The sequence below is a fragment of the Metabacillus sp. KH_069 genome (assembly GCF_057838075.1).
Genome location: NZ_CM174460.1, coordinates 466,785 through 490,293 on the forward strand (window position 1 = coordinate 466,785; position 23,509 = coordinate 490,293).

The window sequence follows — 23,509 nt, forward strand, 5'->3', positions numbered from 1 at the left end:
TGCAAATGGTTTAAAGGGAAAAAGGAGAGGTAGACCGCAAATGGAAATTAAAATTAGACCGGAAGAACTTGAAGATTTCGCACAGCGCATTGAGCAATCCCGTTCTTATACGGGAGATGCACTTGATCTGTTAAACTGGGAATCTGCCAGACTGCGCTTTACCTCTGTTGCACGTGTAGACAGGGCTCTTGATCTTCAGGAAGAAATCCGTCATCTGGTTAATCGGTTTCATACACTGACGCAAGATGCAAAAACATTAATTGAAAACACCGCAAATGGCATGAGAGAAGCAGATGAGGCCGCCAAATCGTCTGCTTCTTCGGGCTGGGGCGGTTTTTTCTCCGGTCTGTGGGATGGTGCTAAAAATGGGCTTACAGATGCCTGGGACGGGCTCGTATCCCTTACAGAATGGGAAACTTATGAAGCTATGTGGGATGCCATCATTCACCCCCTTGAAACCCTTGAGTCCATGTGGAACACGCTCTCAGAAGCCTGGGAAACAAAAGTAATAAATGGTGATGTATACAGCCGGACGGAATTCTTTACATATGGTGTCGTCTCTATTGGACTTGGTCTTCTCGGAGGCAAGGGAATTGATAAGCTTGGAAAAGCTGCGAAGCTGACAAAAGTTCCAGATGGAACATCCTCTAAGCCGAAAGTTGCGACCGTGACTCACGGGATGGATACGAGTTTTGATTATGCAAAGCTTTCACAGGGGAAAGGGTTTGCAGCGGAGATTGATTCGGTGCTTGATGAAGCAGGGCTTTCAAAGGACGAATTCTTAACCCTTCAAGCCCAATATTACAAGGATTTAACGCCTGAGGAGTTAGACCAAATGCATCAAGTCCGGGAAGCTGTACCGGCTGTCAATGGTTCAACCGTTTTGCAGAAGGTCATTGACCAGGATAAGCTGGAGCTGTATTTATCTGGTCAACTTACAGACGTCGGCGGATGCATAGCGAAGATGGATGATGTCAGCGACATTACATCGTCTGCAGATATGTACAATTCTTTGCGGATGGACTATCCGAACACACCGTTTTCACCTGACAAAGAATACGCTGTGATCCGATTTACAACAGAACAAAGCGAACGTCTAAAGATTCCATATGCAGAAGAGCTTAACAGCCCTCATGCAGCAAAGCCTAATGAATATATCAGCTATCCTCAAACAGGGCATGGATTTACAGCGGCTGAAAATGGTAAGATTGTCCCTGAGTTTGAAACGGTTTATGGAAATAACGCGAGACCAAGCGCCGGTGAAATCTACGTTGTCAAAGACGGCGCAGAAGAACTGGTTGGAATCTATGATAAATATGATCAAAGATTTTACAGTATAGAGGAGTTAAACAGTCATGATTAAAAAAGGAGAATACGGCATCTATAGAGGGAAAGAGTATTCAATCATCCCTGAAGGAAGCGGAAAGGTCACTTTGCGAACGCGTGACAAAGCAGCTCAAGGAGCGGGATTTCAGGCAGCAGGATTGAAGAAGAACATTTTCATTAAAGAAATTGCTCAATCTGAATTAGAGAATGCCTATGAGTATAAACCTTATGCCATTTATAAAGGCCGGGAATTTATTGTAGAAGGCGTCAATGAGGCAGCTCAAACAGTCATCTTGAAATCCATTGATCCGAATACAGTGGATGAACTTGGATTTTCATCACTCGGAAAATATGAGTATATAAAAACCGTTGATTTTGCAGAAGTAAACATCTCAGAGAAAAAGAGCCCGATTTTAGGATTCGGAGAAAAATGAGCAATCCATTCAACACCTTAGAAAAAGCTTTGATTGATGCCATGAGTCACAGCGATAAAATAGCTGATTTTTACGAAATACTGGGGAAAAGTACGATTTGGCTGATTAAAAAGCAAACAAGTGAACTAAATGCCGATGGACAAGATGAATTTTCGCTGAAGCAGGTTCAGATAATGGAGAAGAAAAACCGGAAGCTATTGCCCGTCTTTTCTTCAAAATTTCCAATTGAGAAAATGTTCAAAAACAGTACAGCCATTGCTGTATCCTTTCAAGAAGTGCTTAACCAGATAGATGGACAAACAGGGATCATATTAAATCCGGACACCCCGTTATCAAAGCTGCTTATTCCGCAAGAGCTGGATATGATGAGGAAGAAACAGAACTTTTTTAAAGGCTGAGTTTTAGAGAAGAGTTGGCATGGTAATGATATTTGGGAATTAGGGAGGAGGTTAATCCTCTCTTTTTTGTTCTTTTAAATAGGGGCGGATGCTACATGATTAAAAAAGGGAAGTATGCGGTGTATTGAGGAAAAGAATACTGTATTATTCAAGCAAGGAACAATCAAGTGAAATTACTAATATAAACACCTGTAATACGTTTTGAACTGATGACGAAATCATTCACTATATCTAACCAGTCTCTGGAGTCTGTCGATCACTAAACATAAAAAACTATAGTGGATTGCAGCGGAAGGAACTTGACTCCTGCGGGATATAGAGCAAAGTGGGAGACCCCACAGGCAACGCCGAGGAGGCTCCCATGCTCCCCGCGGAAAGCAAGTTCCTGGAGCGGAAAGGAACGGACATCATTTATCATGAAAAACAACAATCTATGCGAAAACAACCTTTACAAATTTCAACAGAAAGTTTCAGATTTTTAACAAATTAGCTTATTTTACCTGTAAAATAAGTCTTTAGAATCACTCGACCACTATATAAGGAATTATTCTCCTTTTAATTACCGGTGTTTTCCATTATTTCAATGAAATTCGGATAATCATACATCCAAATTCCAACTTAAAGCCCAGTGTGATGGCAATGTCTATTCCGACTAGATCCTTTGTAGTGTAAAAACCGGCAAATCGGGTATACACAAATAAAGCATTCTAAACGCATCTTTTGATAGAATAGACTATTATAGATAAGTTTCTAGTGTACGTTAGGTGGAGGATAAAATGACAAACGATAAACAGTTGATTCATAAAGCATATTTTGAAAGGTTTATGGAAGACAGTGCTTCCGCTCAGCCGGTACAGGTGCTTGGCGAACTTTATTTCGAGGAGCAGGCAAAGGAAGTATATGATCTTTCCTTTATTCGTTTCGCGCAGGGCGAGGTCTATTTTCACAACAAAGATTATGAGACAGCTATTTTCAAGTGGGAAAATATCAGCAATGAATTAGAGCCATGGGCTAAGAAAAATATTGCGGATTCTTATTATGCGCTTGGTCTTCTTTCAGCTGCAGAGGATATTTATACATCTATTCAAAGTGATTCGAAGACTTTGAAGATGGAAGTGTCACTTGAATTATTTTCACTCTATCTAGTAAGAGACAAGATTGAACTTGCATATAAAGTCATTAAAAAGGCACTGGATATAAATTCTGACTATCCGAATGTAACTGATCTTGCCCGATCTTTCTATGAGGATCAGCAGGACTGGAAGAATGCGGTTGAGCTTGCTGTAAATGAGGGCATGCGGACGGAATCGCTGCAATGGTTTGAGCTGTTGGATGAGTATATTCAAGCAGGATATACGAAATCGTTTGATCCGGAATATTTTTATCAGCCGCTTATTTCGCTGTTCCGAATCAATCAAAAATTATTTCAGAAGGTTACGGCTTCCTTGTGGGAAAGCTACCGCCATGAAGACTCTTACTTATCATGGCTGAAAACCGTTAATACCATATTCCTTAATGTTGAGGTGCAGCCGTTTGAATCCTGGACGAAGATGTCTGATATTCATCAGGACACTTACTTAAGTGTGATTAATGGAACTTATTTGGTAAAGGATTTAGAGGATATCGTTCCTGTCCTATTATCGAACTGGCAAAAGCTTGCAAATCAGTCAAAAGCGTTATTTGCGGCAACTGCTGTGCTTGCCTGGAATGAAATTTTCCCGTCATCCATGGATGCGGAGAGTCTTAAGACAGCGGAAAAGCTGATCTTTGATTCTGAACATGACAGCATCAGTCTTGAATACAGCCTGGATTTATTTAAGTCTCTTGTAGCTTGGGCTGAAAATAACCATATCGAAGTGGGCTATAAAAAGAAATGGCTTGTTTCCGGGCTTGCTGATTTAAAGACATCCCATCTTTTAATCAGCGGCACTGCTGAAAGCGGCAAATCTGATTTTATTAATCATATCCTTCACGAAAATCTGGTCAGCCGCACAGGTTCACCTGTATTTGTACGATCAGAAGGTGATTTGGCGGAGATGAATGAAATTACTGATGCCGGCATCAAAAGGATATCTGATAATCCCGAGTATCAGGAATCAGAAAATACGTGGATTGAAGTGAAGTGGCCATCTGCTCTATTAGAAGAAAACAAGACGGTGTTCTTGCATACGCCTGAACTTGAGCGTCTTGGAGATGTAGAACAAACAGCTGAATTTCTTCCGGTATCAGACGGAATGCTGTTCATCCTAGATAAAAATACGCCTTTTAACGAGCACGAGCTTGAACTGCTGATGAAGCTTCAGGAATATGCTCTTGATACACCGTTTCACTTTATCCTGAATCACTCATCTGAACAGTGGAAATTGGCAGAAGAGCTGCAGGGAACCATCAACCAGTTCTTCCCGCAGTCACAGGTTTTTGCTTTTTCACCTGATCATCTTGCTGGATTGAGAGAATTTTTAAATACTGTTTTCAGCAGATCGGATGCAAAGCTTGAGGAGAAACGCACAGCAAAACTGCTTTATTTCATTCGCAAGACTCTCACGGATCTTTTGAACAAACGGGTTCAGATGGAGAATCGATTAGTAGAGTCGGTTAAATGGAACGAGGATATCTTAGTAAGGCTGAACGGTTTCATGAATCATTTAAGAGACGTGGAGCAGGAAAAAGCAAAATCCATCTCAGCTTCCTATCGTGAAGTTACTGCCGAGATGAAAAGAGACATGGCTGTGCAGCTGCCGAAAATATTGCGGAGCTGTTCAGCTCATATCAGCGAAAACAGTGATTTCAGCCAGATTCATATCACATTAAACAAAAAAATGAATGAAGAAATTGACGCGTATGTTCATCAGAACCTGATTCCAAAGTTCCAGACAGCTCTCCGTGAATGGCTTACCCAATCAAATGAAGAGCTAAATGAAAGTCAGGCATATCTTGATGAAATGAGTCTATCTTTCAACGGTTTATACGGCGAAGAAAAAATGAAGCTTCTCTGCGATTTTAAAGTCATTGAAGACTGGCGCCGGGATTTAAACCGTATGACAAGCAGAGCGGATGTTGACGAGCAGAATATCCTTCTCAGATTCAAGCCGACTGAATTCCTGCTGAAAAGCGCAGGGAAACTGTTCGCTGCGATGCCTCAAAATAAATCAATGCTGTACAACCAATATAAAAAATATGTTGAAAGCAAAAACTACGAGGACACAGCAGAAGAAATTTCAAAAAAATTCTTCCTCGAATTCGACTTATTTGAAAAAGCTTTAAAAGCGGACATTATCATGTTCTTCCAAAATCCGATTCTGTATGTGGAACAGACCATTAAAGAATCAGAAAATGAAATTGCAAGTTCAAAAGCAACCCTTGAAAAAATGAAAGCAAGTCCTGAAATCTATTACGATCCATTGCGCCTTTTCGAAGTAAGACTCCTTCAATATGAATTTATGGTGAAGGCGAATGAGGAAAATACGTATATTAAAAATCAATAAACAAAAAGGGCCCTTTAAATGAGAGGGCCCTTCGTTTTGTGCAAAAATTGATAATCCCCCAAAACTCAGATAAACTGAAACAAACCACAAACTTGAAGGGGAATATCAAGCTATTGGAGAGAACAGACAGATGAAGATTCAGCAAAATTATTCATATGAGATCATGGAGGTTTGTCTGCTTGCCGGAAAAATCATGCTGATCAGCGGAGCTGAAACGTACCGGGTCGAAGATACGATGATGCGGATTGCTGCATCTTACGGTGTGAAAGATTCGCATAGTTACGTAACGCCGACAGGCATTATTTTTTCGATAGAGTCTGATCAGCCTACAAAGACGAAGTTAATTCGGATTATGGAACGGACAACGGATTTAGATAAGGTGACGAATGTAAATGCCATTTCAAGAAAAATAAGCAATGGCGAATTAAATGTTGATGAAGCTTATGATCTGTTAAAAGAGATTGAGGATGCAAAGTCTACATACTCTCTTGCTTTACAGGTGATAGCAGCAGCAATTGCAAGCGGCTGCTTTCTGATTATGTTTCAGGGACAGTGGTCTGATTTTTTCCCCGCTGTTTTTGCAGGCGGGTTCGGTTTTATGGCTGTTATCTATTTTCATCGCCTGGTGCCGATCAAATTTTTCTCGGAATTTCTGGCATCCTTTGTTATTGGTCTTCTTGCTTACTTATTTGTAAGGACCGGCATAGGGACAGAGATGGATAAAGTCATTATTGGGTCTGTCATGCCTTTAGTACCGGGTCTTCTTCTTACAAATGCAGTCAGGGATTTAATGGCGGGTCATTTAATATCGGGACTTTCAAAAGGAGCGGAAGCATTCTTAACTGCATTTGCCATCGGCTCTGGGATCGCCGTTGTTTTTTTACTATTTTAAGACAGGAGAGATTGAGTCATGTGGATACTTGGACAGCTGGTGACAAGCTTTATATCTACAGCTGCATTCGGTATTATCTTTCAGGCCCCAAAGCCTTCCCTTATAAAATGCGGACTGGTGGGGATGTGCGGGTGGCTGATTTACATATCATTGGTTGGCTATGGACTAGACGCCGTTCCAGCTACTGTAGTTGCTGCTGTATTTGTAGCCGTTACAAGTCAGGTTTTTGCAAAAATCTATAAAACTCCGATTATTATTTTCAGCGTAGCCGGCATTATTCCATTGGTTCCTGGGGGAATGGCGTATAACGCAATGAGGAATTTCGTTGAGAATGACTATAATACCGCGATTACATTAGCTGCAAAAGCATTTATGATTTCAGGTTCCATCGCGATCGGACTTGTTTTTTCTGAAGTGATTAATCAAGTCATTAGAAGATCACAGCTTCGAACAAAGGTTAAGTAAACGGGGGGATTGACATGAGCTTCAAAAAAATCACCATCCCGAAGAAAGGATAATCGCGCTCGCTTTTAAGCTCAGTCAGAAGCACTTAGATGAGATTGACAGCGTATCTAAAGAGTGTGCGTTGAAATAGTTCAGCAGAAGGAAGGATACTAATTGCGAGCAATTAGTATCCTTTTTTGTGTTTTTGAAAAAAGGGATCATTTTTTGCGGTTCATAGAAAAAACTTGGAGACTTGCTGTTTGGTACTTAACCGTGAACAATGCTGCCTAATGATCATTAGGATGTGCTGAAGGGGGAATCACAGGCAACCTATAAGTGCCTTAAACAATATAGCTGTCTTGCAAGAGAATCCTGCACCCGCATTGACCCAAAATAATCCACCACTTCCCAAAGGTAGTTTCTGCTAAACGATTTCTATTTTTTACAAATCCCTAACATTTCCTTCATATTAATCTACATTATCTTCATACTGGGTTTACCTTGGAGAGGTATGATGAAACTCGTGAAGGACAAGTGAATATAACCAGGTTGAGATATTGAGAAACCATAAAAAAACATAGGTGATAGATAAAGCCCAAGTTTTTTTATGGTTTTTATTTTTATAGAAGGGGCTGAAAGAGCGATGGATACGCATCAGGAATTCATTAAGCGGTTGCATGAAGACAGACTGATTGCAGCGATTAAGGATCCGAAAAGCTTTGACCGGTTTATGGAAACGGATATTCAGTCCGCTTTTTTGCTTATGGGCAATATTAGTGTGATTAAACGGTACGTTGATCTTCTGAAAAAACATGACCGACAAGTTTTCTTGCACTTGGAGAAAATTCCGGGCATCAGCTATGACCGTGAAGGCTTGAAGTTCATCGCAAAATTTATTAAGCCGACTGGAATCGTCACAACAAAGAGCTCTCTGATTCAATTTGCCAAAAATGAAGGCCTGCTTGCCATCCAGCGGCTCTTTCTCATCGATACGGATGCTGTTGCAAATGGATTGAAAACCGTAAATGAAATCCAGCCGCACGCACTGGAAGTGATGCCTGGACTTATTCCTGAAATGATTAAAAAAATAAAGAAAGAAACAGATCTTCCTATTATTACAGGCGGCTTGATTCAAAATGCGAGGCATATCGAAGAGGCTTTATTAAGCGGTGCTGTTGCGGCATCAACAGGGAGATCCTGGCTTTGGAAGAAATACGGGAGCGAGGAATTAACCGGGAGGATTGAAGATCATGAAAAAAGTAGAATTGAAGAATGTTTCTAAATCATATGACGCCAAAAATAACGTCATAAAAGATATAAACGTTGTGATAGAGCCTGGAGAGTTTTTCGTATTAGTCGGTCCGTCGGGATGCGGCAAAAGCACGATGCTGCGAATGATTGCAGGCCTTGAGGAGCTTTCTGGCGGAGATTTGGTCATCGGAGGCAAAAAAGCGAATTTTCTTCCTCCAAGCAAGCGTGATCTTTCAATGGTCTTTCAAAATTATGCTCTTTACCCTCATTTAACAGTAGAGGAGAACATAACCTTTGGTCTTCACACGAAAAAAATTAAAAAAGCAGAACAAAAGCAAAGATGTTCAGAAGCGGCTGAAATGCTCGGGTTATCTGATTTACTGAAGCGCAAGCCTAGGCAGCTCTCAGGAGGACAAAGGCAGAGGGTTGCGCTTGCACGGGCAATTGTAACGCATGCTCCCATCTGTTTGATGGATGAGCCGCTTTCCAATTTAGATGCAAAGCTCAGAGCAAAAATGCGTTCTGAAATCCGCCAGATTCAGCGGGATCTTGGCATCACAATGATCTATGTGACGCATGATCAGACAGAAGCCATGACCATGGCTGATCGGATGATGATTTTAAACAATGGGGATATTCAGCAGATCGGAAAACCCCTGGAAATTTATAATCAGCCGGAGAATACGTTTGTAGCTTCTTTCATTGGAGCGCCCCCAATGAATCTAAAAACGGCAATAATAAGCGGCAGCTCTATTCAGATAGATGGACAGAAAACGATTTCTTTTAAAGGGAATGGATTTCCTGATCGAATGGAAGCGGTCATCGGCATCAGACCTGAAAGCATCCAGCCCGCCGCATATGGTAAAGCGACGATGACAGCGGAGGTCGCAAATGTCGAGATCCTTGGCACAGAAACACTCATTTCATTCTATATCGATGAAAACGAGCAATGGCTTGCGAAATGGAACGGACAATGGGATGTGAAGATTGGAGATCAAGCAGAGTTTTATATTGATGAACGTGATCTTTTTCTTTTCGACCCTCAATCAGGAGATTGCATTTATTCACAGCCTAAGCAGTCAGGACGCGTCCTGAATCAGCAGGAGGCATCAGTATGAACGGTGTAAATGAGGCTCCTGCAGCGTTTGCAGAGCAAAAAGTGAACCATGAAAGTAAAAGAGAGCTGCGTTCTTTTGGAGCCGGTATGCTCTATTTACTGCCATCTATTCTTCTATTCTCTGTTTTTCTTTTCTATCCTATGATTCGCACAATCTATCTGAGCTTTTTTTTAACAGACGGACAAGGTGTTCCTTTGAGTTTTACGGGTCTTGAGAATTTTACATATTTGTTTCAGTCTCCTTCTTTTCAAAATAGTATGAAGGCCACCCTGCTTTTTGTGGTATATACAGTTCCCGCAGGAGTTATTCTTGCATTATTTTTAGCATTAATCGCCAATGAAAAACTGCGGGGAATCGGTTTTTTCAGAACCGTTTTTTCATCGACGATGGGAATGAGTGTCGCCGCTTCGTCTGTCATTTGGATGTTTATGTACAACCCGGCAATCGGCGTCATCAACAAGGTTGTCGGAGGCCTGGGGCTGACTGAAATTCAGTGGCTTCTGGATCCCAAATATGCTCTTTTGGCAGTTTCTGTTTCTACGATTTGGATGAATGCCGGCTTCTCTTTTCTCATTTTGCTCGGAGGCCTTCAGAATATTGATGAACAGCTGTATGAGAGTGCAAGAATATCAGGTGCGGGCTATTTTTATCAGCTTAGAAAAATTACGATTCCCATGCTCTCCCCAACGCTGTTTTTCGTCATCACCGTTTCGTTTATTAATGCCTTTCAGACGTTTGGCCAAATTGACATTTTAACAAAGGGCGGACCGATGGAATCGACAAATGTCATTGTGTATTCCATCTATAAAGATGCCTTTATTAATTACAACATCGGTTCAGCCAGTGCGCAGGCTGTCATTCTCTTTTTAGGCATTTTGGTTATGACGGTCCTTCAATTCAAGATAGGCGAAAGGAAGGTGCATTACAGGTGAGTACAGCGAAGAAAATCGTCGTTTATGCATTGCTCATCATCTCTGCCCTCCTGATGATGTTTCCGATTATTTATGCTTTTTCAATCAGCTTCATGAAAGGCGGAGAAGTGCTGCAGGGGAATCTCATCCCTGAAACATTCACTTTTGATAATTATAAAGCGGCCTTCGAAAAAGTCCCTCTGATCCACTTTTTATGGAACAGCTTTTTTGTCTCAATAGCCGTTATGCTTGGGCAGCTCATTGTATCAAGCTTAGCCGCCTTTGCTTTTGTGTTTATTTCCTTCAAGGGGAGAAATGCCATCTTTATGCTTTTTATTTCCACCATGATGATTCCGTGGGAAGCGACCATGGTGCCAAACTTCCTGACTGTACAAAAGCTTGGCTGGATTAATGAGTATACGAGTTTAACGATTCCGTTTTTCGCGCTTGCTTTTGGCACTTTTTTGCTGAGGCAGCAGTTCAAAACGATTCCTCTGGAGCTTTATGAGGCTTCGCAGGTCGCTGGAATCAGCCGGTTCCGTTTCTTTTGGAAGGTTGTTCTGCCGGTGTCAAAAACAAGTTTAATTACACTGGGCATTTATAGCTTTTTAACAACTTGGAATATGTATTTGTGGCCCCTGCTTGTTACGAACAATGAGAAGGTGCGGACGGTTCAGATTGGACTGAAGCAAATGCAGTCTCAGGAAATTTCTTCACAATGGGGGGTGGTGATGGCAGCAGCAGTTGTTGTAGTACTTCCGACATTATTGATTTTATTCATAGGGCAAAAGCATTTCCAAAAAGGGTTAACTCAAGGTGCGATCAAATAAAAGGAGCGAATCAAATGAAGAAACTACTGCTTGTTTTATCGTCTTTACTTTTAATTATCTTAGGTGCATGCTCAAATTCAGCAGGCACTGATGAGGGCGGAGAAGCTTCTGCCGAAGGTTCATCAGGGAAAACGGAAGTCATCTTTTGGCATGCGATGAGCGGGGAGCTTGAAACAGTGTTAAATGACCTTGCAAAGGACTTTAACGAATCACAGGATGAAGTCGAAGTAAAACCTGTTTTTCAAGGCACTTATGAAGAAGCATTAACGAAATTCAATACAGTTGCAGGAACAGCAGATGCTCCTTCTATTATGCAGACATTTGAAGTAGGCACGAAATACATGATCGACAGCGGGAAAATCCAGCCTGTCCAAAAATTTATCGATGAAGAAAACTTCGATACAGCACAATGGGAAAAAAACATCTCCAACTACTACACGGTTGACGGAAAGCAATATTCCATGCCATTTAACTCATCAACACCTGTGCTTGTTTACAACAAGGATGCATTCAAAAAAGCAGGTCTTGATCCTGAAAAAGCGCCAATGACATACAGCGAGTTAAAAGAAGCAGCTGAAAAACTGACAGTAAAAGAAGGTTCGAACACTTCTCAATATGGTTTCTCAATCTTAAACTACGGATGGTTCTTTGAAGAATTGCTTGCAGCACAGGGCGGAGAATACGTGGATAATGAAAACGGCAGAAAAGGAGATGCAGCAAAAGCAGTCTTCAATGATGAAAAAGGTTTAAATGTATTTAACCTTATCAATGATATGTACAAAGACGGCACGTTCTATAATGCAGGACAGAACTGGGATGATATGAGAGCTGCCTTCCAATCAGGAAAAATGGCTATGTTCTTAGATTCATCTGCAGGAATTAAAGCGCTTGTAGACAATGCTCCGTTTGAAGTGGGCGTAGCTTACCTTCCAGTTCCTGATGAAGCGGAACGTGAAGGAGTCATCATCGGAGGCGCATCTCTATGGATGTCAAAAGATATCAGCGAAGAAAAGCAAAAAGGTGCATGGGAATTCATGAAGTATTTATCAACTCCTGAAGTACAGGCTAAATGGCACGTTGAAACAGGTTACTTTGCCATTAATCCGGAAGCATATGAGCAGGACATTGTAAAAGAACAATGGGAGAAATACCCTCAATTAAAAGTGACGGTTGATCAGCTTCATGACACGAAAGCAAGTGCGGCTACGCAGGGAGCATTAATCTCTGTATTCCCTGAATCGAGACAAAAAATTGTATCAGGAATGGAAAGTCTTTATCAGGGAATGGATCCTCAAAAAGCATTAGATCAGGCAGCGGAAGAAACAGATCGCGCTCTTGAAACAGCAGGAAAGAAACAAGGGAAATAATACAGGGAGCTGACGAATCAGTCTTTTTGAGATTCGTCAGTTTCTATATTGAAAGAATCTTAGAATGACATCATAGAAAGGAGTATAAAGCCTTGAGTAAGCGAGTTGAAATATATGCACACAGGGGATGCAGCGGAGAGTATCCGGAGAACACAATGGCGGCATTTGAAGCAGCGTGTGAAATAGGAGCGGATGGTATTGAGCTTGATGTGCAGATGACAAAGGACGGAGAAGTTGTTGTCATTCATGATGAACGGATTGACCGGACAACGAATGGAATTGGATTTGTTAAAGACTTCAAGTACAAACAATTAAAGCTGTTTGATGCGGGCAGCTGGTTTCATTCCCGGTATTCACGGGAAACTATTCCGTCTTTACAGGATGTTCTGGACTTTGTCAAAAAGAAACGTCCGCAAATGAAAGTAAATATCGAACTGAAAAATGACGTTTTTCCGTATGAGGCGCTCGAGGAAAAAGTGCTGCACTGTGTTCACCAATCTGGAATGGCGGAATCAGTCATTCTTTCATCCTTTCAATTTAAAAGCATGGGGAAAATACGAGAACTGGACAGCAGCATTCAAACGGCCCTTTTATTCGAAGGAATCCCATCTAATATTCTTGGGGAAGCCAGGAAGGTGCGGGTTAATGCTCTTCACTCTGAAGCATCATTTGCCGTCTCAGCTGCTGGAAAGAGAACAATTGAGGCAGGGTATCCGCTCAGAGTTTTTACCGTAAATCAGCCTGAAAAACTGGAGACTTTGACAAGCTCGGGTGTTTCCGCAATTATTACTGACTACCCTGGGTTATTTTTAGAGAATAAGAGTGTGCCTTTTTAGGTGCATTCTTTCTTTATGTCACTTTTTTTAACACGAAATGTAAGAAAAAAGAACCGCTGTATATATGGGTTGTTTGCGTTTTCAACCTTTTTTAACACGACCAATGGCACATATTCTATCAAAATAGTGATTGTGCAGTTATGACTTATCCCTTATAATCTAAAAAGAAAGAAAATTCAGTATTATGAGGGGGATTTTTATTGGAGGCGTTTGTTAATAGCTTAAACAGTGTTCTCTGGAGCACGCCCGTTATTTACATTTGTTTGGCTGTAGGTTTGCTTTTCTCCATCTTGACCCGATTTATGCAAGTGCGTCATATCAAAGATATGGTGCTGCTGATGTTTCAGGGGAAAAGCTCTGAAGCAGGAGTTTCTTCTTTTCAGGCATTATCCATTGCGTTATCAGGACGTGTAGGTACAGGAAATATCGCTGGTGTTGCCACTGCGATCGGCTTCGGCGGACCAGGAGCAGTATTTTGGATGTGGGCCATTGCCTTTATTGGAGCATCAAGTGCTTATATTGAATCAACATTGGCTCAGATTTATAAGGTAAAACAGGACGGACAATACCGCGGGGGTCCGGCTTACTATATTGAAAAAGGAACAGGCTGGAAATGGTACGGCATTATTTTTGCATTCGCTGCTTTGCTTGCGATGAGCTTGCTGATGCCTGGTGTTCAGGCGAACTCCATTGCGCTTGGCCTTGATAATGCATTTGGCGTAAGCCCGATTATTACTGGTTTAGGACTTATTATTCTATTAGCACTTATTATCTTTGGCGGAGTTAAGAGAATTGCGAGTGTAGCTCAGGTAGTTGTGCCATTTATGGCGCTTGGTTACATCCTGGTTGCTCTTGTTATTATTGCTTTTAATATTACGGAGCTTCCTGCAGTAATTGCCCTTATTTTTAAAAGTGCATTTGCACTGGATTCTGCATTTGGCGGAATCGTTGGGATGGCGATTGCTTGGGGAGTTAAGCGCGGCATCTATTCAAATGAAGCGGGTCAGGGTACAGGACCTCACCCAGCTGCTGCAGCTGAAGTTTCGCATCCTGCAAAGCAAGGCTTAGTTCAAGCTTTCTCTGTTTATATTGATACTCTTTTCGTATGTTCAGCTACAGCATTTATGATTTTATTCACCGGCATGTACAATACACAGGCTCCTGATGGAACGTTCATTGCAGACGGACTTGGAGCTGAAGTTGAGCCTGGGCCAGTCTTTACACAGGCTGCAGTAGAATCGGTTATTCCAATTCCGGGATTTGGTTCAGGATTTGTTGCGATTTCCCTGCTTTTCTTCGCTTTTACAACAATCATGGCGTATTACTATATCGCTGAGACAAACATTGCTTACTTAACGAGGGGGAAAAGCAATAAAATCCCGATGTTCCTCGTAAAAGTCGTACTCCTTGGAGCGACATTCTATGGATCTGTTAAAACAGCATCATTAGCATGGGCTCTCGGGGACGTTGGTCTTGGAATCATGGTTTGGCTGAATCTGATTGCTATCCTGATCCTGGCCAAACCGGCGCTTATTGCTCTAAAAGACTATGAAGCTCAAAAGAAGCAAGGTCTTGATCCAGTGTTTGATCCAGTAAAGCTTGGCATTAAAAATGCAGATTTCTGGGAGCATGAATACAAGTATGAAGACCCGGACACAGGCTCTGTGCTTGATAAAAAAGACCGGACTTTGAATTCTTAAATGGATGGACCTCTTGTTTAGGGCAAGAGGTCTTTTCATGTTGATTAAGAGATTGCGGGCCTGTGATGTGAAGTACTTAATATTGACAGTCTGGTCATAAAAATGATTAATAGATAGTAAGAATCTGAGACAGGTGGGATCATGATGAAACTGATCATATTTGGTGCAAGCGGAAAGACCGGAAGACACATGGTTGCCCAGACACTTGCTGCGGGACATGAAGTCACTGCTTTTGTACGATCTCCTGAAGCATACAGTCTGGAACATGAGCGTCTTGCTGTTGTGAAAGGAAACGCGCTGAATAAGGAAGAAACAGAAGTTGCAATTAACGGGCATGATGCCGTTGCCTCTTGTCTTGGCGGAGAAGGTCTTGGAAAGTCGTCCGTATTGACAGAGATGACAGAAAACATTTTATCCGGGATGAAAAAACATTCTGTTAACCGGATATTATATGTTGCTTCTGCAGGCATCCATCAAGAGATTCCGGGCATTACAGGCTTTCTGACACAGAAAGTCATTTTGAAAAATGTGTTAAGAGATCATGCAGACGCTGTAAGTAAAATTCGGGAAAGCGAGTTTGACTGGACGGTTGCAAGGCCAATGCAGCTTATTGATGGACCCCTGACAAAAAACTATCGGGTCGCGCAGGAGGGGATTCCTGAAGGGGGAAGGAAAATAGCCAGAGCCGATGTTGCTCATTTCTTAGTGAAGGCATGGATTCAAAAAGGTTTTATTCATACATCAGCAGGTCTTGCCTACTAATGGATACGCTCATCTCAGCGTATCTTTTTTAGATGAGGTTAAAAACATGAATGGAAATCTAAATATTCAAATTTTAACCAATAAAGAGTATGATAGAATAAATGAAATTCAAGATATTAGTCTGGCTAAATATGTACATAGAATGATGCAATGTTTGGAGGCAGCCGTATGTCGAAAGTGTTTTCTTTGCTAAAGCCTTACCGTCTTGCGATGGGTGTGGCCCTGACCCTGATGCTGATTGAGCTTGGGGTAGAGCTGCTGCATCCGCTGTTAATGGCGAAAATAATTGATGATGGCATCTTGAAAAATGACTTATCTGTTGTCATCTATTGGGGAAGCGTCATGGCCTTGATTTCTATTGCGGCATTTGCTGCTGGTGTGACAAATTCCTTTTATGCGGCTCATGTCAGTCAGAGCTTCGGATATGATGTACGAAAAGATTTATTTGAGAAGGTTCAGTCCTTTTCTTTTGCAAATTTCAGCCTGTTTCCTTCTTCATCTCTGATTACGAGGATGACAAATGACGTGACTCAGCTTCAGAATACAATCTTTATGAGCCTGCGGATCATGCTCCGTGCGCCCCTTTTAATAGTAGGGGGGACGATCATGGCTTTAATCGTCAATTTTAAGCTTGCCCTTATTCTCTTAATTTCGATTCCCCTTTTAATAGGATTTCTAGTATGGATGATGAAGAAAGGAAGCGGCCTGTTCAAAGCCGTTCAGGACCGGCTTGATTCAGTTAACGGTGTCATGCAGGAGAACCTGACTGGAATGCGGATTATTAAGGCTTTTTTGAGAAGAAACTATGAAGTCTCAAGATTTACGCAAGCAAATGAAGAGTTGAAAAGCGGGACCGTTTCAGCACTCAGGCTGATGGAAATTGCCATGCCTGTCTTATTATTAGTCATGAATATCAGCATCCTCGCCATTCTCTGGTTTGGCAGCATCAATGTCAGCACAGGGGATGCAAAGGTTGGGGAGGTCGTGGCAATTGTAAACTATGCGCTGCGGATTTCTTCGGTATTATCTATTTTTTCGTTTATCATCATGGCATTTTCACGTGCAAAAGCATCAGCAGGACGCATTAATGAGGTTTTAGATACAGAAGCTGATTTGACTGATTCGCTTGACGCAGAAGAAACAAGTGTGGTTGAAAAAGGAGAAATTGAATTTAAATCCGTTTCTTTTACTTATCCGGGAACGGACACAGCTGTTCTGAATAACCTTTCCTTTACTGTGAATGCAGGTGAGACGATTGCCCTGCTTGGTGCAACGGGATCAGGGAAATCGTCCATTTTTAATCTGATTCCAAGGCTTTATGATGTGTCTGGCGGGGAGATTTCCATTGATGGTAAGAACCTCCTGGATATGAAGCTTGAAAGTCTGAGGGGGCAAATTGGTTTTGTTCCGCAGGAGTCTCTTTTATTCACAGGATCGATCAGAGAGAATATTGCATGGGGAAAAGAAGGAGCATTACTTGAAGAAATAAAGGAAGCGGCCATCAATGCACAGATTCATGAGACCATTGAAAGACTCCCTGACGGCTACGATACAAGAGTCGGTCAAAAAGGAGTCAATCTTTCCGGAGGTCAAAAACAAAGACTTTCGATAGCAAGAGCACTTGTCCGCAAGCCTAAAATTCTTCTGCTTGATGACAGCACAAGCGCTCTTGATTTAGCAACAGAGGAAAAGCTTTTAAAGGCGATAAAAGCATATGAATGCACGATTTTTATCATTACACAAAAAATCAGCACGGCTATGGAAGCGAGCCAGATCCTCCTGCTGGATGACGGGGAAATTCTCGCCCAGGGCTCTCATCATGAATTAATGGAAGAGTCACCGCTGTATCAGCGCATCTATGAATCCCAGTTTGGAGAGGAGGCCCTCCAGGATGTTCAAAGAGCTAAGTAAGCCATTCAAGTATCCAAAAGTAAAACAGGACGAACCTGTCCAGAAAAAAACGGTGAAACCCAAAAACTGGTTTGCGACGATTACAAGAGTCTGGTCGTATCTATCTTTGAATAAAGGCCTGCTAAGCCTGGTTCTCCTGATGGTGGTGCTCAGTTCCGCTTTGGCGCTGCTTGGTCCTTATTTAATAGGGACAGTCATTGATGATTTTATCGTGACAAAAGAAAGCAGCGGATTTGTGAAATTGCTGATTGCCCTAGTTGGTATTTATATCGTTCAGTCCATCTCTCTGCTGCTGCAGAACATCTGGATGATCGGCATCGCGCAAAATACGGTTTTTACGATGAGAACACAGCTTTTCCGTCATCTGCATAGTCTGCCGATTTCGTACTTTGATAAACGGCAGCACGGGGAACTGATGAGCAGGATAACAAATGATATTGAAAATGTCAGTTCGACCTTGAACAGTTCTGTTATTCAAATTTTCTCAAGTATCCTGACTCTTGCAGGAACAATAGCAGTCATGCTCTGGCTGAGTCCGCTGCTTACGCTGATTACTCTTAGCATTATCCCAATCATGTTCTTAGGGATGAGGTGGATTACAAATAGAACAGGAAAATTATTCAAAGCACAGCAGCGGAACTTGGGAAATCTTAATGGCTATATTGAAGAAACCATTTCAGGCCAGCGCATCGTCAAGACGTTTTCACAGGAGCAAAAAGTGATTTCGGAGTTCCTGGAAAAGAGTCAGCGGCTTAAAGGAGCAGGGTTCTGGGCTCAGACGATATCTGGCTTTATTCCGAAGCTGATGAACGTCCTGAACAATTTAAGTTTTGCGGTGATAGCAGGAGTGGGGGGCATTCTCGCTCTGAATGGTCTAGTCACAATCGGGGTCATCGTGATTTTTACTGAATACTCCAGACAGTTCACAAGACCTTTGAATGAGCTTGCGAATCAGTTCAATACGATTCTGTCTGCCGTAGCAGGTGCTGAGAGAGTATTTGAAATTCTGGATGAAGAAGCAGAAATGAAGGATGAGAAAGATGCTTCAAGCCTTCAGGATGTGAAAGGAGAAGTGATCTTTGACCGGGTCTCTTTCTCTTATGAAGAAGAACAGCAGACGGTTCAAAACTTGAGCTTTAGAGCATCTCCCGGTGAAACGGTGGCCATCGTCGGACCTACCGGTGCAGGAAAAACAACGATGATCAACCTGTTATCCCGTTTTTACGATCCTGATGATGGAAAGATTCTGATTGATGGAACGGAAAGCACGAAAATCAGGCGGAGCAGTCTGAGAGAGCACATGGCGTTTGTTCTCCAGGATCCCTTCTTGTTTAAAGGAACCATTATGGAAAACATTCGGTACGGCCGTTTGGATGCCACGGATGAAGAAGTGATCCGTGCTGCAAAAGAAGCAAATGCCCATTCTTTTATAATGAAAACAAGAAATCAATATAAAACGGTTCTCACACAGGATGGAAGCGGGATCAGCCAGGGGCAAAAACAGCTGCTGTCCATCGCAAGAGCGATTCTTTCAAGTCCTGTTATCCTTGTATTAGATGAAGCGACAAGCAGCATTGATACGATTACAGAGCTCAAAATCCAGGAAGCCCTTCAGAGATTGATGAAAGGCAGAACAAGTTTTGTGATCGCGCACAGGCTGAATACCATTCAAAAAGCGGACCAGATTCTTGTGCTTGAGAATGGAACACTGATTGAAAGAGGAAGCCATGAGTCTCTTCTTCAAGAAAAAGGATTTTATTACGGACTCTATCAAAGTCAGCTGAAAGACGAGGTTATATAAAACCTCAGTTTTTAATTAGAGAATCGGTCATGCTATACTGAAACTGGAGGTGGGACAATGCGTTTATCAAATAAAAAAGTCATTGCGCTGGTCAGCGCCGATTTTGAAGATCTTGAATTATGGTACCCTGTGCTTCGTTTACAGGAAGAAGGGGCTGAAGTCCACTTAGTAGGTGAAAAAGCAGGTGAAACCTATATTGGAAAGTATGGCGTTCCGGCAACATCGGATTATGCATTCGGCGATATCCGTTCCGAAGACTATGACGCCATTTTGGTTCCCGGAGGATGGGCGCCTGATAAATTAAGAAGATATCCAGAGGTTCTTCAAATGGTGAAGGACATGCACGAAAAAGAAAAGCCGATTGGACAGATCTGTCATGCAGGCTGGGTCTTGATCTCAGCCAAAATCCTTGAAGGCAGAAATGTAACAAGTACACCAGGCATCAAAGACGATATGGAGAATGCAGGTGCAGCGTGGCATGACGAAGCTGTTATTGTAGATGGACACATCGTATCAAGCAGAAGACCGCCAGATTTGCCTCCTTATGTGAAAGCATTTGCGGATGTACTTGCTGAAAAAGAATAAGAAGCCAAAAACCTTCCGGATGCTCCGGAAGGTTTTATTCATAGTATGAAAATTGATGTAGTCTCAGAGCGTCTATGTTCAACCTTTTCTTTTAATCCAGCACTTTTGCCTTCGTTTCTTTTCCAAGAATCAGGACAGCAAGCACCCCGACTAGTATGGATACGCAGAAAATCGAGAAAATCGATGTAATGGATGATTCTGCCGCAACAAGGTATCCAACAAGCAGCGGTCCTAAAATTCCGCCGATGCGGCCGAAAGAGGCTGCCATGCCGGCGCCGGTTCCCCTGACGGCTGTCGGATATTGCTCTGGGGTATAGGCGTAAAGCGCGCCCCAAGCTCCTAAGTTAAAGAATGAAAGGAATATTCCTGATGCAAGCAGCAGGGTGAGAGATTCTGCCGTTCCAAAGAAATAAGCACTGATTGCTGTACCGACTAAATAAGTCGTTAAAACAAATTTCCTTCCGAATTTCTCAATGAACCATGCTGCTGTAAAATAGCCCGGTAATTGAGCAAGAGTCATAATAAGTACATACTGGAAGCTCTTAATTAAACTGAAGCCTTTCAGAACCATGACACTTGGCAGCCATAAAAACATGCCGTAGTAAGAAAAGACGACACAGAACCAAAGTATCCAAAGCATGGTCGTCTGACGGATGTAATCCTTGGACCAAACCGTTTTGATGTTGTCCATTATGGAAGGCTTCTGTTCTTTCTTGATCGCTAGAAACTGCGGTGAGTCTGGAAGCTTGATCCGTAAGTACAGTGCATAAAATGCAGGCAGAGCACTTAGAAGCAGAGCTGTTTGCCATCCATAGCTTGGAATAACGAAATATGAGATAAGTGCGGCAATAAGCCAGCCTGCGGCCCAGAAGCTTTCAAGCAGGACAACAATTCGTCCCCGCTTTTCAGGTGCTACACTTTCAGATACTAGTGTTGATGCAACAGGAAGTTCTCCTCCAAGGCCCATTCCAACAAAAAACCTTAATATGAGGAAGGCGGTTAATGTCGTTGTAAAAGCAGACAGTCCGCTTCCGATTGAAAAAAGAAGCAAGGTAATAATAAAAACATGTTTTCGTCCGATCCGGTCAGATAATAATCCGAAGACGAGGGCGCCAACAGCCATCCCGATTGAATTCATGCTGCCGATCCAGGCCATTTGTTTCACGCTTAAACTCCATTCCGATTGAAGCGCGGCTATAATAAATGAGAGCATTCCAACATCCATGGCATCAAACAGCCAGCCAAGTCCTGCAATCCCAAGCAGCTTGCGGGTTGGAAGTGTATTCTTTTTCTCCATCGTATCCTCCTTAACAGCTTTCACCGATAATAGAATGCAGTAATCTTTCTTATTTTAGTCTACCTTCTGAATTATATCTATCTTTGGATGAGTCTAAAGGAGGTTATTTTTAAAAATAAGTTATCTAAATTTACATATTTTTCAGATAAATATATAATGAGAGTGTGAAAATATGGAATTAAGGAGGATCGGGTTTATAAAACTTTTAACTAAAGGGGGAACAGGTAGTGAGTAATGAAAAGCAGCAATTAAAGTCCGCGCAGTCCTCAGTCGATTACACCAAAATTGTTCAGTCAGAATCCTTTCAAAAACTGCTTCAGGCAAAAAGAAGTTTTATCTTGCCAATGTCTTTATTTTTCTTAGCCTTTTATTTTACATTGCCGGTGTTAACGGCTTATTCAACAGTACTGAATGAGTATGCAGTCGGCCCGATCAGCTGGGCATGGGTCTTCGCTTTTGCCCAATTTATTATGACTTGGACGTTCTGTATGCTTTATTCCAGCCGGGCAAAGAAGTTTGATCAGATTGTAGAAGAAATTAAAGCCGAGGCAAAAAGGTAAAGGAGGACACTTACAAATGAACATGCTGGCATTTTCTCTCTTTTTAGGAATCGTAATCATGACATTATTTATCACTTATTTTGCCTCAAAGCGGACAAAGACTACCAGTGATTTTTACACCGCAGACAGCAGTTTAACCGGCTTTCAAAATGGCCTTGCCATTGCTGGTGACTACATGTCAGCTGCCTCTTTTCTAGGGATCGCAGGAATGATAGCGCTTTCTGGATTTGACGGATTCTTTTACAGCATAGGATTTTTAGTTGCGTATCTTGTGGTGTTATACATAGTGGCTGAACCTCTTAGAAATTTGGGGAAATACACAATGGCTGACATGATAGCGGCAAGGTTTAATAATAGTAAGGTGCGCGGCGTTGCGGCGCTGAATACGATCTCTATTTCGATCTTTTATATGATCGCACAGCTGGTAGGTGCAGGAGGGCTTATTCATCTGCTGCTTGGTATTGATTATGTGTATTCTGTTTTAATTGTCGGAACGCTGATGACCATCTATGTTGTATTCGGAGGAATGACTGCAACGAGCTGGGTGCAGATTGTAAAAGCTGTACTTCTTATGATTGGTACATTTATTATTTCGGTGATTGTGTTTGCTAAATTCGATTTCAGCATTATGAAAATGTTCTCTGAGATGCAGACGGCGACACCGCTTGGTGAGAGCTTTTTGAATCCGGGGAACAAGTTTAAAAATCCGCTGGATACCATTTCGCTTAATCTGGCGCTTGTGCTAGGAACAGCCGGTCTTCCTCATATCCTGATCCGTTTTTTTACGGTTAAGGATGCTATTACAGCTCGGAAATCGGTTGTTTATGCAACATGGATTATCGGTGCATTTTATGTCATGACGGTCTTTTTAGGTTTTGGAGCTGCAGACGTTTGTCGGCTATGACAATATCGTAGCGGCCAATTCAGCCGGGAACATGGCAGCGCCATTGCTTGCAGAAGCAATTGGCGGAGATTTCTTATTTGCCTTTGTTTCAGCAGTAGCATTCGCAACTATACTCGCTGTTGTAGCGGGACTCGTGCTGTCAGCTGCTTCTGCATTTGCCCATGACTTTTACAGTCATATTCTTCGCCGGGGAGAAGCAACGGAGAAGGAGCAGGTTGTGGCAGCCAGATGGGCATCCATCGGTGTGGCTGTTCTTTCAATTCTTCTCGCATTGTTTGCACAGAACATGAACGTAGCATTTTTAGTTGCACTGGCCTTTGCTGTTGCAGCAAGCGCAAACCTTCCGATTCTCTTGCTGACGATTTTCTGGAAACGGTTTAATACAGCAGGAGCAGTTACAGGAATGCTCACGGGCTTGTTCAGTTCTCTTATTCTTGTAGCCCTTAGTCCTAATGTATGGTCACCAGAGGCCGGAGCAGCGATTTTCGTCGGAGATCCTTTGTTTAGCCTGTCTAATCCGGGGATAGTTTCGATTCCGCTTGGATTCCTTGGCGCTTACATCGGAACGATCGTTTCAAGCAAAAAAGAAGATGCGAAGAAATTTGATGAGATTCTTGTGAAGGCTAATACTGGAATGAAATGAGTCGTAAAAAATCCTCCTGCGCTTAGAAGCGGGAGGATTTTTATATAAGGCAGG

The 23,509-nt window shown here is 42.2% G+C and carries 19 protein-coding genes and 1 pseudogene; 19 read left to right on the forward strand and 1 reads right to left on the reverse strand.

What is annotated here, in order from left to right:
• The first annotated feature begins 40 nt into the window (after positions 1–40).
• The 17 genes from AC3ISE_RS02495 (at position 41) to AC3ISE_RS02575 (ending at position 20,051) form a co-directional block, all read left to right on the forward strand.
• Complete coding sequence (locus AC3ISE_RS02495) at positions 41–1,363, forward strand: WXG100 family type VII secretion target (RefSeq protein WP_489222918.1); 1,323 nt, start codon at positions 41–43, stop codon at positions 1,361–1,363.
• Complete coding sequence (locus AC3ISE_RS02500; RefSeq protein ID WP_489222919.1) at positions 1,356–1,760, forward strand: hypothetical protein; 405 nt, start codon at positions 1,356–1,358, stop codon at positions 1,758–1,760. Before AC3ISE_RS02495 ends, AC3ISE_RS02500 begins: the two co-directional genes overlap by 8 nt.
• Entirely contained in the window at positions 1,757–2,158 is a 402-nt protein-coding gene (locus AC3ISE_RS02505) for an SseB family protein (RefSeq protein ID WP_489222920.1), read from the forward strand. Before AC3ISE_RS02500 ends, AC3ISE_RS02505 begins: the two co-directional genes overlap by 4 nt.
• Positions 2,159–2,934: 776 nt before the next feature.
• Positions 2,935–5,643: a tetratricopeptide repeat protein gene (locus AC3ISE_RS02510; RefSeq protein ID WP_489222921.1), complete on the forward strand. Its 2,709-nt coding sequence runs from the start codon at positions 2,935–2,937 to the stop codon at positions 5,641–5,643.
• A 130-nt stretch (positions 5,644–5,773) separates the two neighbouring features.
• Complete coding sequence (locus AC3ISE_RS02515; protein ID WP_489222922.1) at positions 5,774–6,535, forward strand: threonine/serine exporter family protein; 762 nt, start codon at positions 5,774–5,776, stop codon at positions 6,533–6,535.
• Positions 6,536–6,553: 18 nt separating this feature from the next.
• Positions 6,554–7,000: a threonine/serine exporter family protein gene (locus AC3ISE_RS02520; protein ID WP_489222923.1), complete on the forward strand. Its 447-nt coding sequence runs from the start codon at positions 6,554–6,556 to the stop codon at positions 6,998–7,000.
• A 622-nt stretch (positions 7,001–7,622) separates the two neighbouring features.
• A complete protein-coding gene (locus tag AC3ISE_RS02525) occupies positions 7,623–8,261 on the forward strand; it encodes a glycerol-3-phosphate responsive antiterminator (protein ID WP_489222924.1) in 639 nt (212 codons plus the stop codon).
• On the forward strand, positions 8,230–9,348 hold the full coding sequence (locus AC3ISE_RS02530; RefSeq protein ID WP_489222925.1) for an ABC transporter ATP-binding protein: 1,119 nt from the start codon (positions 8,230–8,232) through the stop codon (positions 9,346–9,348). The genes AC3ISE_RS02525 and AC3ISE_RS02530 overlap by 32 nt, the downstream gene beginning before the upstream one ends.
• Positions 9,345–10,280, forward strand: coding sequence for a carbohydrate ABC transporter permease (locus tag AC3ISE_RS02535; protein ID WP_489222926.1), 936 nt, complete (start codon positions 9,345–9,347; stop codon positions 10,278–10,280). The genes AC3ISE_RS02530 and AC3ISE_RS02535 overlap by 4 nt, the downstream gene beginning before the upstream one ends.
• Before the next feature lie 53 nt (positions 10,281–10,333).
• Positions 10,334–11,089, forward strand: coding sequence for a carbohydrate ABC transporter permease (locus AC3ISE_RS02540; protein ID WP_489224241.1), 756 nt, complete (start codon positions 10,334–10,336; stop codon positions 11,087–11,089).
• A 14-nt stretch (positions 11,090–11,103) separates the two neighbouring features.
• The gene (locus AC3ISE_RS02545) at positions 11,104–12,456 is read left to right on the forward strand and encodes an ABC transporter substrate-binding protein (RefSeq protein WP_489222927.1); all 1,353 of its coding nucleotides are present in this window, start codon (positions 11,104–11,106) and stop codon (positions 12,454–12,456) included.
• Positions 12,457–12,548: 92 nt separating this feature from the next.
• Positions 12,549–13,292, forward strand: a complete 744-nt coding sequence (locus AC3ISE_RS02550) for a glycerophosphodiester phosphodiesterase (protein ID WP_489222928.1) — start codon at positions 12,549–12,551, stop codon at positions 13,290–13,292.
• 200 nt (positions 13,293–13,492) lie between these two features.
• Positions 13,493–14,992: an alanine/glycine:cation symporter family protein gene (locus tag AC3ISE_RS02555; protein WP_489222929.1), complete on the forward strand. Its 1,500-nt coding sequence runs from the start codon at positions 13,493–13,495 to the stop codon at positions 14,990–14,992.
• A 141-nt stretch (positions 14,993–15,133) separates the two neighbouring features.
• Positions 15,134–15,754 carry an NAD(P)-dependent oxidoreductase gene (locus AC3ISE_RS02560; RefSeq protein ID WP_489222930.1) on the forward strand — a complete coding sequence of 207 codons (621 nt, stop codon included), beginning with the start codon at positions 15,134–15,136 and terminating at the stop codon, positions 15,752–15,754.
• A gap of 168 nt (positions 15,755–15,922) precedes the next feature.
• On the forward strand, positions 15,923–17,665 hold the full coding sequence (locus AC3ISE_RS02565; protein ID WP_489222931.1) for an ABC transporter ATP-binding protein: 1,743 nt from the start codon (positions 15,923–15,925) through the stop codon (positions 17,663–17,665).
• A complete protein-coding gene (locus tag AC3ISE_RS02570; RefSeq protein WP_489222932.1) occupies positions 17,646–19,466 on the forward strand; it encodes an ABC transporter ATP-binding protein in 1,821 nt (606 codons plus the stop codon). Before AC3ISE_RS02565 ends, AC3ISE_RS02570 begins: the two co-directional genes overlap by 20 nt.
• A gap of 57 nt (positions 19,467–19,523) precedes the next feature.
• A complete protein-coding gene (locus AC3ISE_RS02575; RefSeq protein WP_489222933.1) occupies positions 19,524–20,051 on the forward strand; it encodes a type 1 glutamine amidotransferase domain-containing protein in 528 nt (175 codons plus the stop codon).
• Positions 20,052–20,142: 91 nt separating this feature from the next.
• Here AC3ISE_RS02575 and AC3ISE_RS02580 read toward each other — a convergent pair whose 3' ends face one another.
• Positions 20,143–21,348, reverse strand: a complete 1,206-nt coding sequence (locus AC3ISE_RS02580; protein ID WP_489222934.1) for an MFS transporter — start codon at positions 21,346–21,348, stop codon at positions 20,143–20,145.
• Positions 21,349–21,575: 227 nt separating this feature from the next.
• On the opposite strand from AC3ISE_RS02580, the gene AC3ISE_RS02585 reads away from it, so the two are divergent.
• Complete coding sequence (locus AC3ISE_RS02585; RefSeq protein ID WP_070879630.1) at positions 21,576–21,908, forward strand: DUF485 domain-containing protein; 333 nt, start codon at positions 21,576–21,578, stop codon at positions 21,906–21,908.
• Between the two features lie 16 nt (positions 21,909–21,924).
• A pseudogene (locus tag AC3ISE_RS02590) lies at positions 21,925–23,455 on the forward strand (solute symporter family protein).
• Positions 23,456–23,509: the final 54 nt, after the last annotated feature.

Excerpts from the sequence above, each read along its gene's own strand:
- AC3ISE_RS02495 (WP_489222918.1), top strand. The coding sequence starts at position 41 with ATGGAAATTAAAATTAGACCGGAAGAACTTGAAGATTTCGCACAGCGC.
- AC3ISE_RS02500 (WP_489222919.1), top strand. The coding sequence starts at position 1,356 with ATGATTAAAAAAGGAGAATACGGCATCTATAGAGGGAAAGAGTATTCA.
- AC3ISE_RS02505 (WP_489222920.1), top strand. The coding sequence starts at position 1,757 with ATGAGCAATCCATTCAACACCTTAGAAAAAGCTTTGATTGATGCCATG.
- AC3ISE_RS02510 (WP_489222921.1), top strand. The coding sequence starts at position 2,935 with ATGACAAACGATAAACAGTTGATTCATAAAGCATATTTTGAAAGGTTT.
- AC3ISE_RS02515 (WP_489222922.1), top strand. The coding sequence starts at position 5,774 with ATGAAGATTCAGCAAAATTATTCATATGAGATCATGGAGGTTTGTCTG.
- AC3ISE_RS02520 (WP_489222923.1), top strand. The coding sequence starts at position 6,554 with ATGTGGATACTTGGACAGCTGGTGACAAGCTTTATATCTACAGCTGCA.
- AC3ISE_RS02525 (WP_489222924.1), top strand. The coding sequence starts at position 7,623 with ATGGATACGCATCAGGAATTCATTAAGCGGTTGCATGAAGACAGACTG.
- AC3ISE_RS02530 (WP_489222925.1), top strand. The coding sequence starts at position 8,230 with ATGAAAAAAGTAGAATTGAAGAATGTTTCTAAATCATATGACGCCAAA.
- AC3ISE_RS02535 (WP_489222926.1), top strand. The coding sequence starts at position 9,345 with ATGAACGGTGTAAATGAGGCTCCTGCAGCGTTTGCAGAGCAAAAAGTG.
- AC3ISE_RS02540 (WP_489224241.1), top strand. The coding sequence starts at position 10,334 with ATGATGTTTCCGATTATTTATGCTTTTTCAATCAGCTTCATGAAAGGC.
- AC3ISE_RS02545 (WP_489222927.1), top strand. The coding sequence starts at position 11,104 with ATGAAGAAACTACTGCTTGTTTTATCGTCTTTACTTTTAATTATCTTA.
- AC3ISE_RS02560 (WP_489222930.1), top strand. The coding sequence starts at position 15,134 with ATGATGAAACTGATCATATTTGGTGCAAGCGGAAAGACCGGAAGACAC.
- AC3ISE_RS02565 (WP_489222931.1), top strand. The coding sequence starts at position 15,923 with ATGTCGAAAGTGTTTTCTTTGCTAAAGCCTTACCGTCTTGCGATGGGT.
- AC3ISE_RS02570 (WP_489222932.1), top strand. The coding sequence starts at position 17,646 with ATGTTCAAAGAGCTAAGTAAGCCATTCAAGTATCCAAAAGTAAAACAG.
- AC3ISE_RS02575 (WP_489222933.1), top strand. The coding sequence starts at position 19,524 with ATGCGTTTATCAAATAAAAAAGTCATTGCGCTGGTCAGCGCCGATTTT.
- AC3ISE_RS02580 (WP_489222934.1), bottom strand. The coding sequence starts at position 21,348 with ATGGAGAAAAAGAATACACTTCCAACCCGCAAGCTGCTTGGGATTGCA.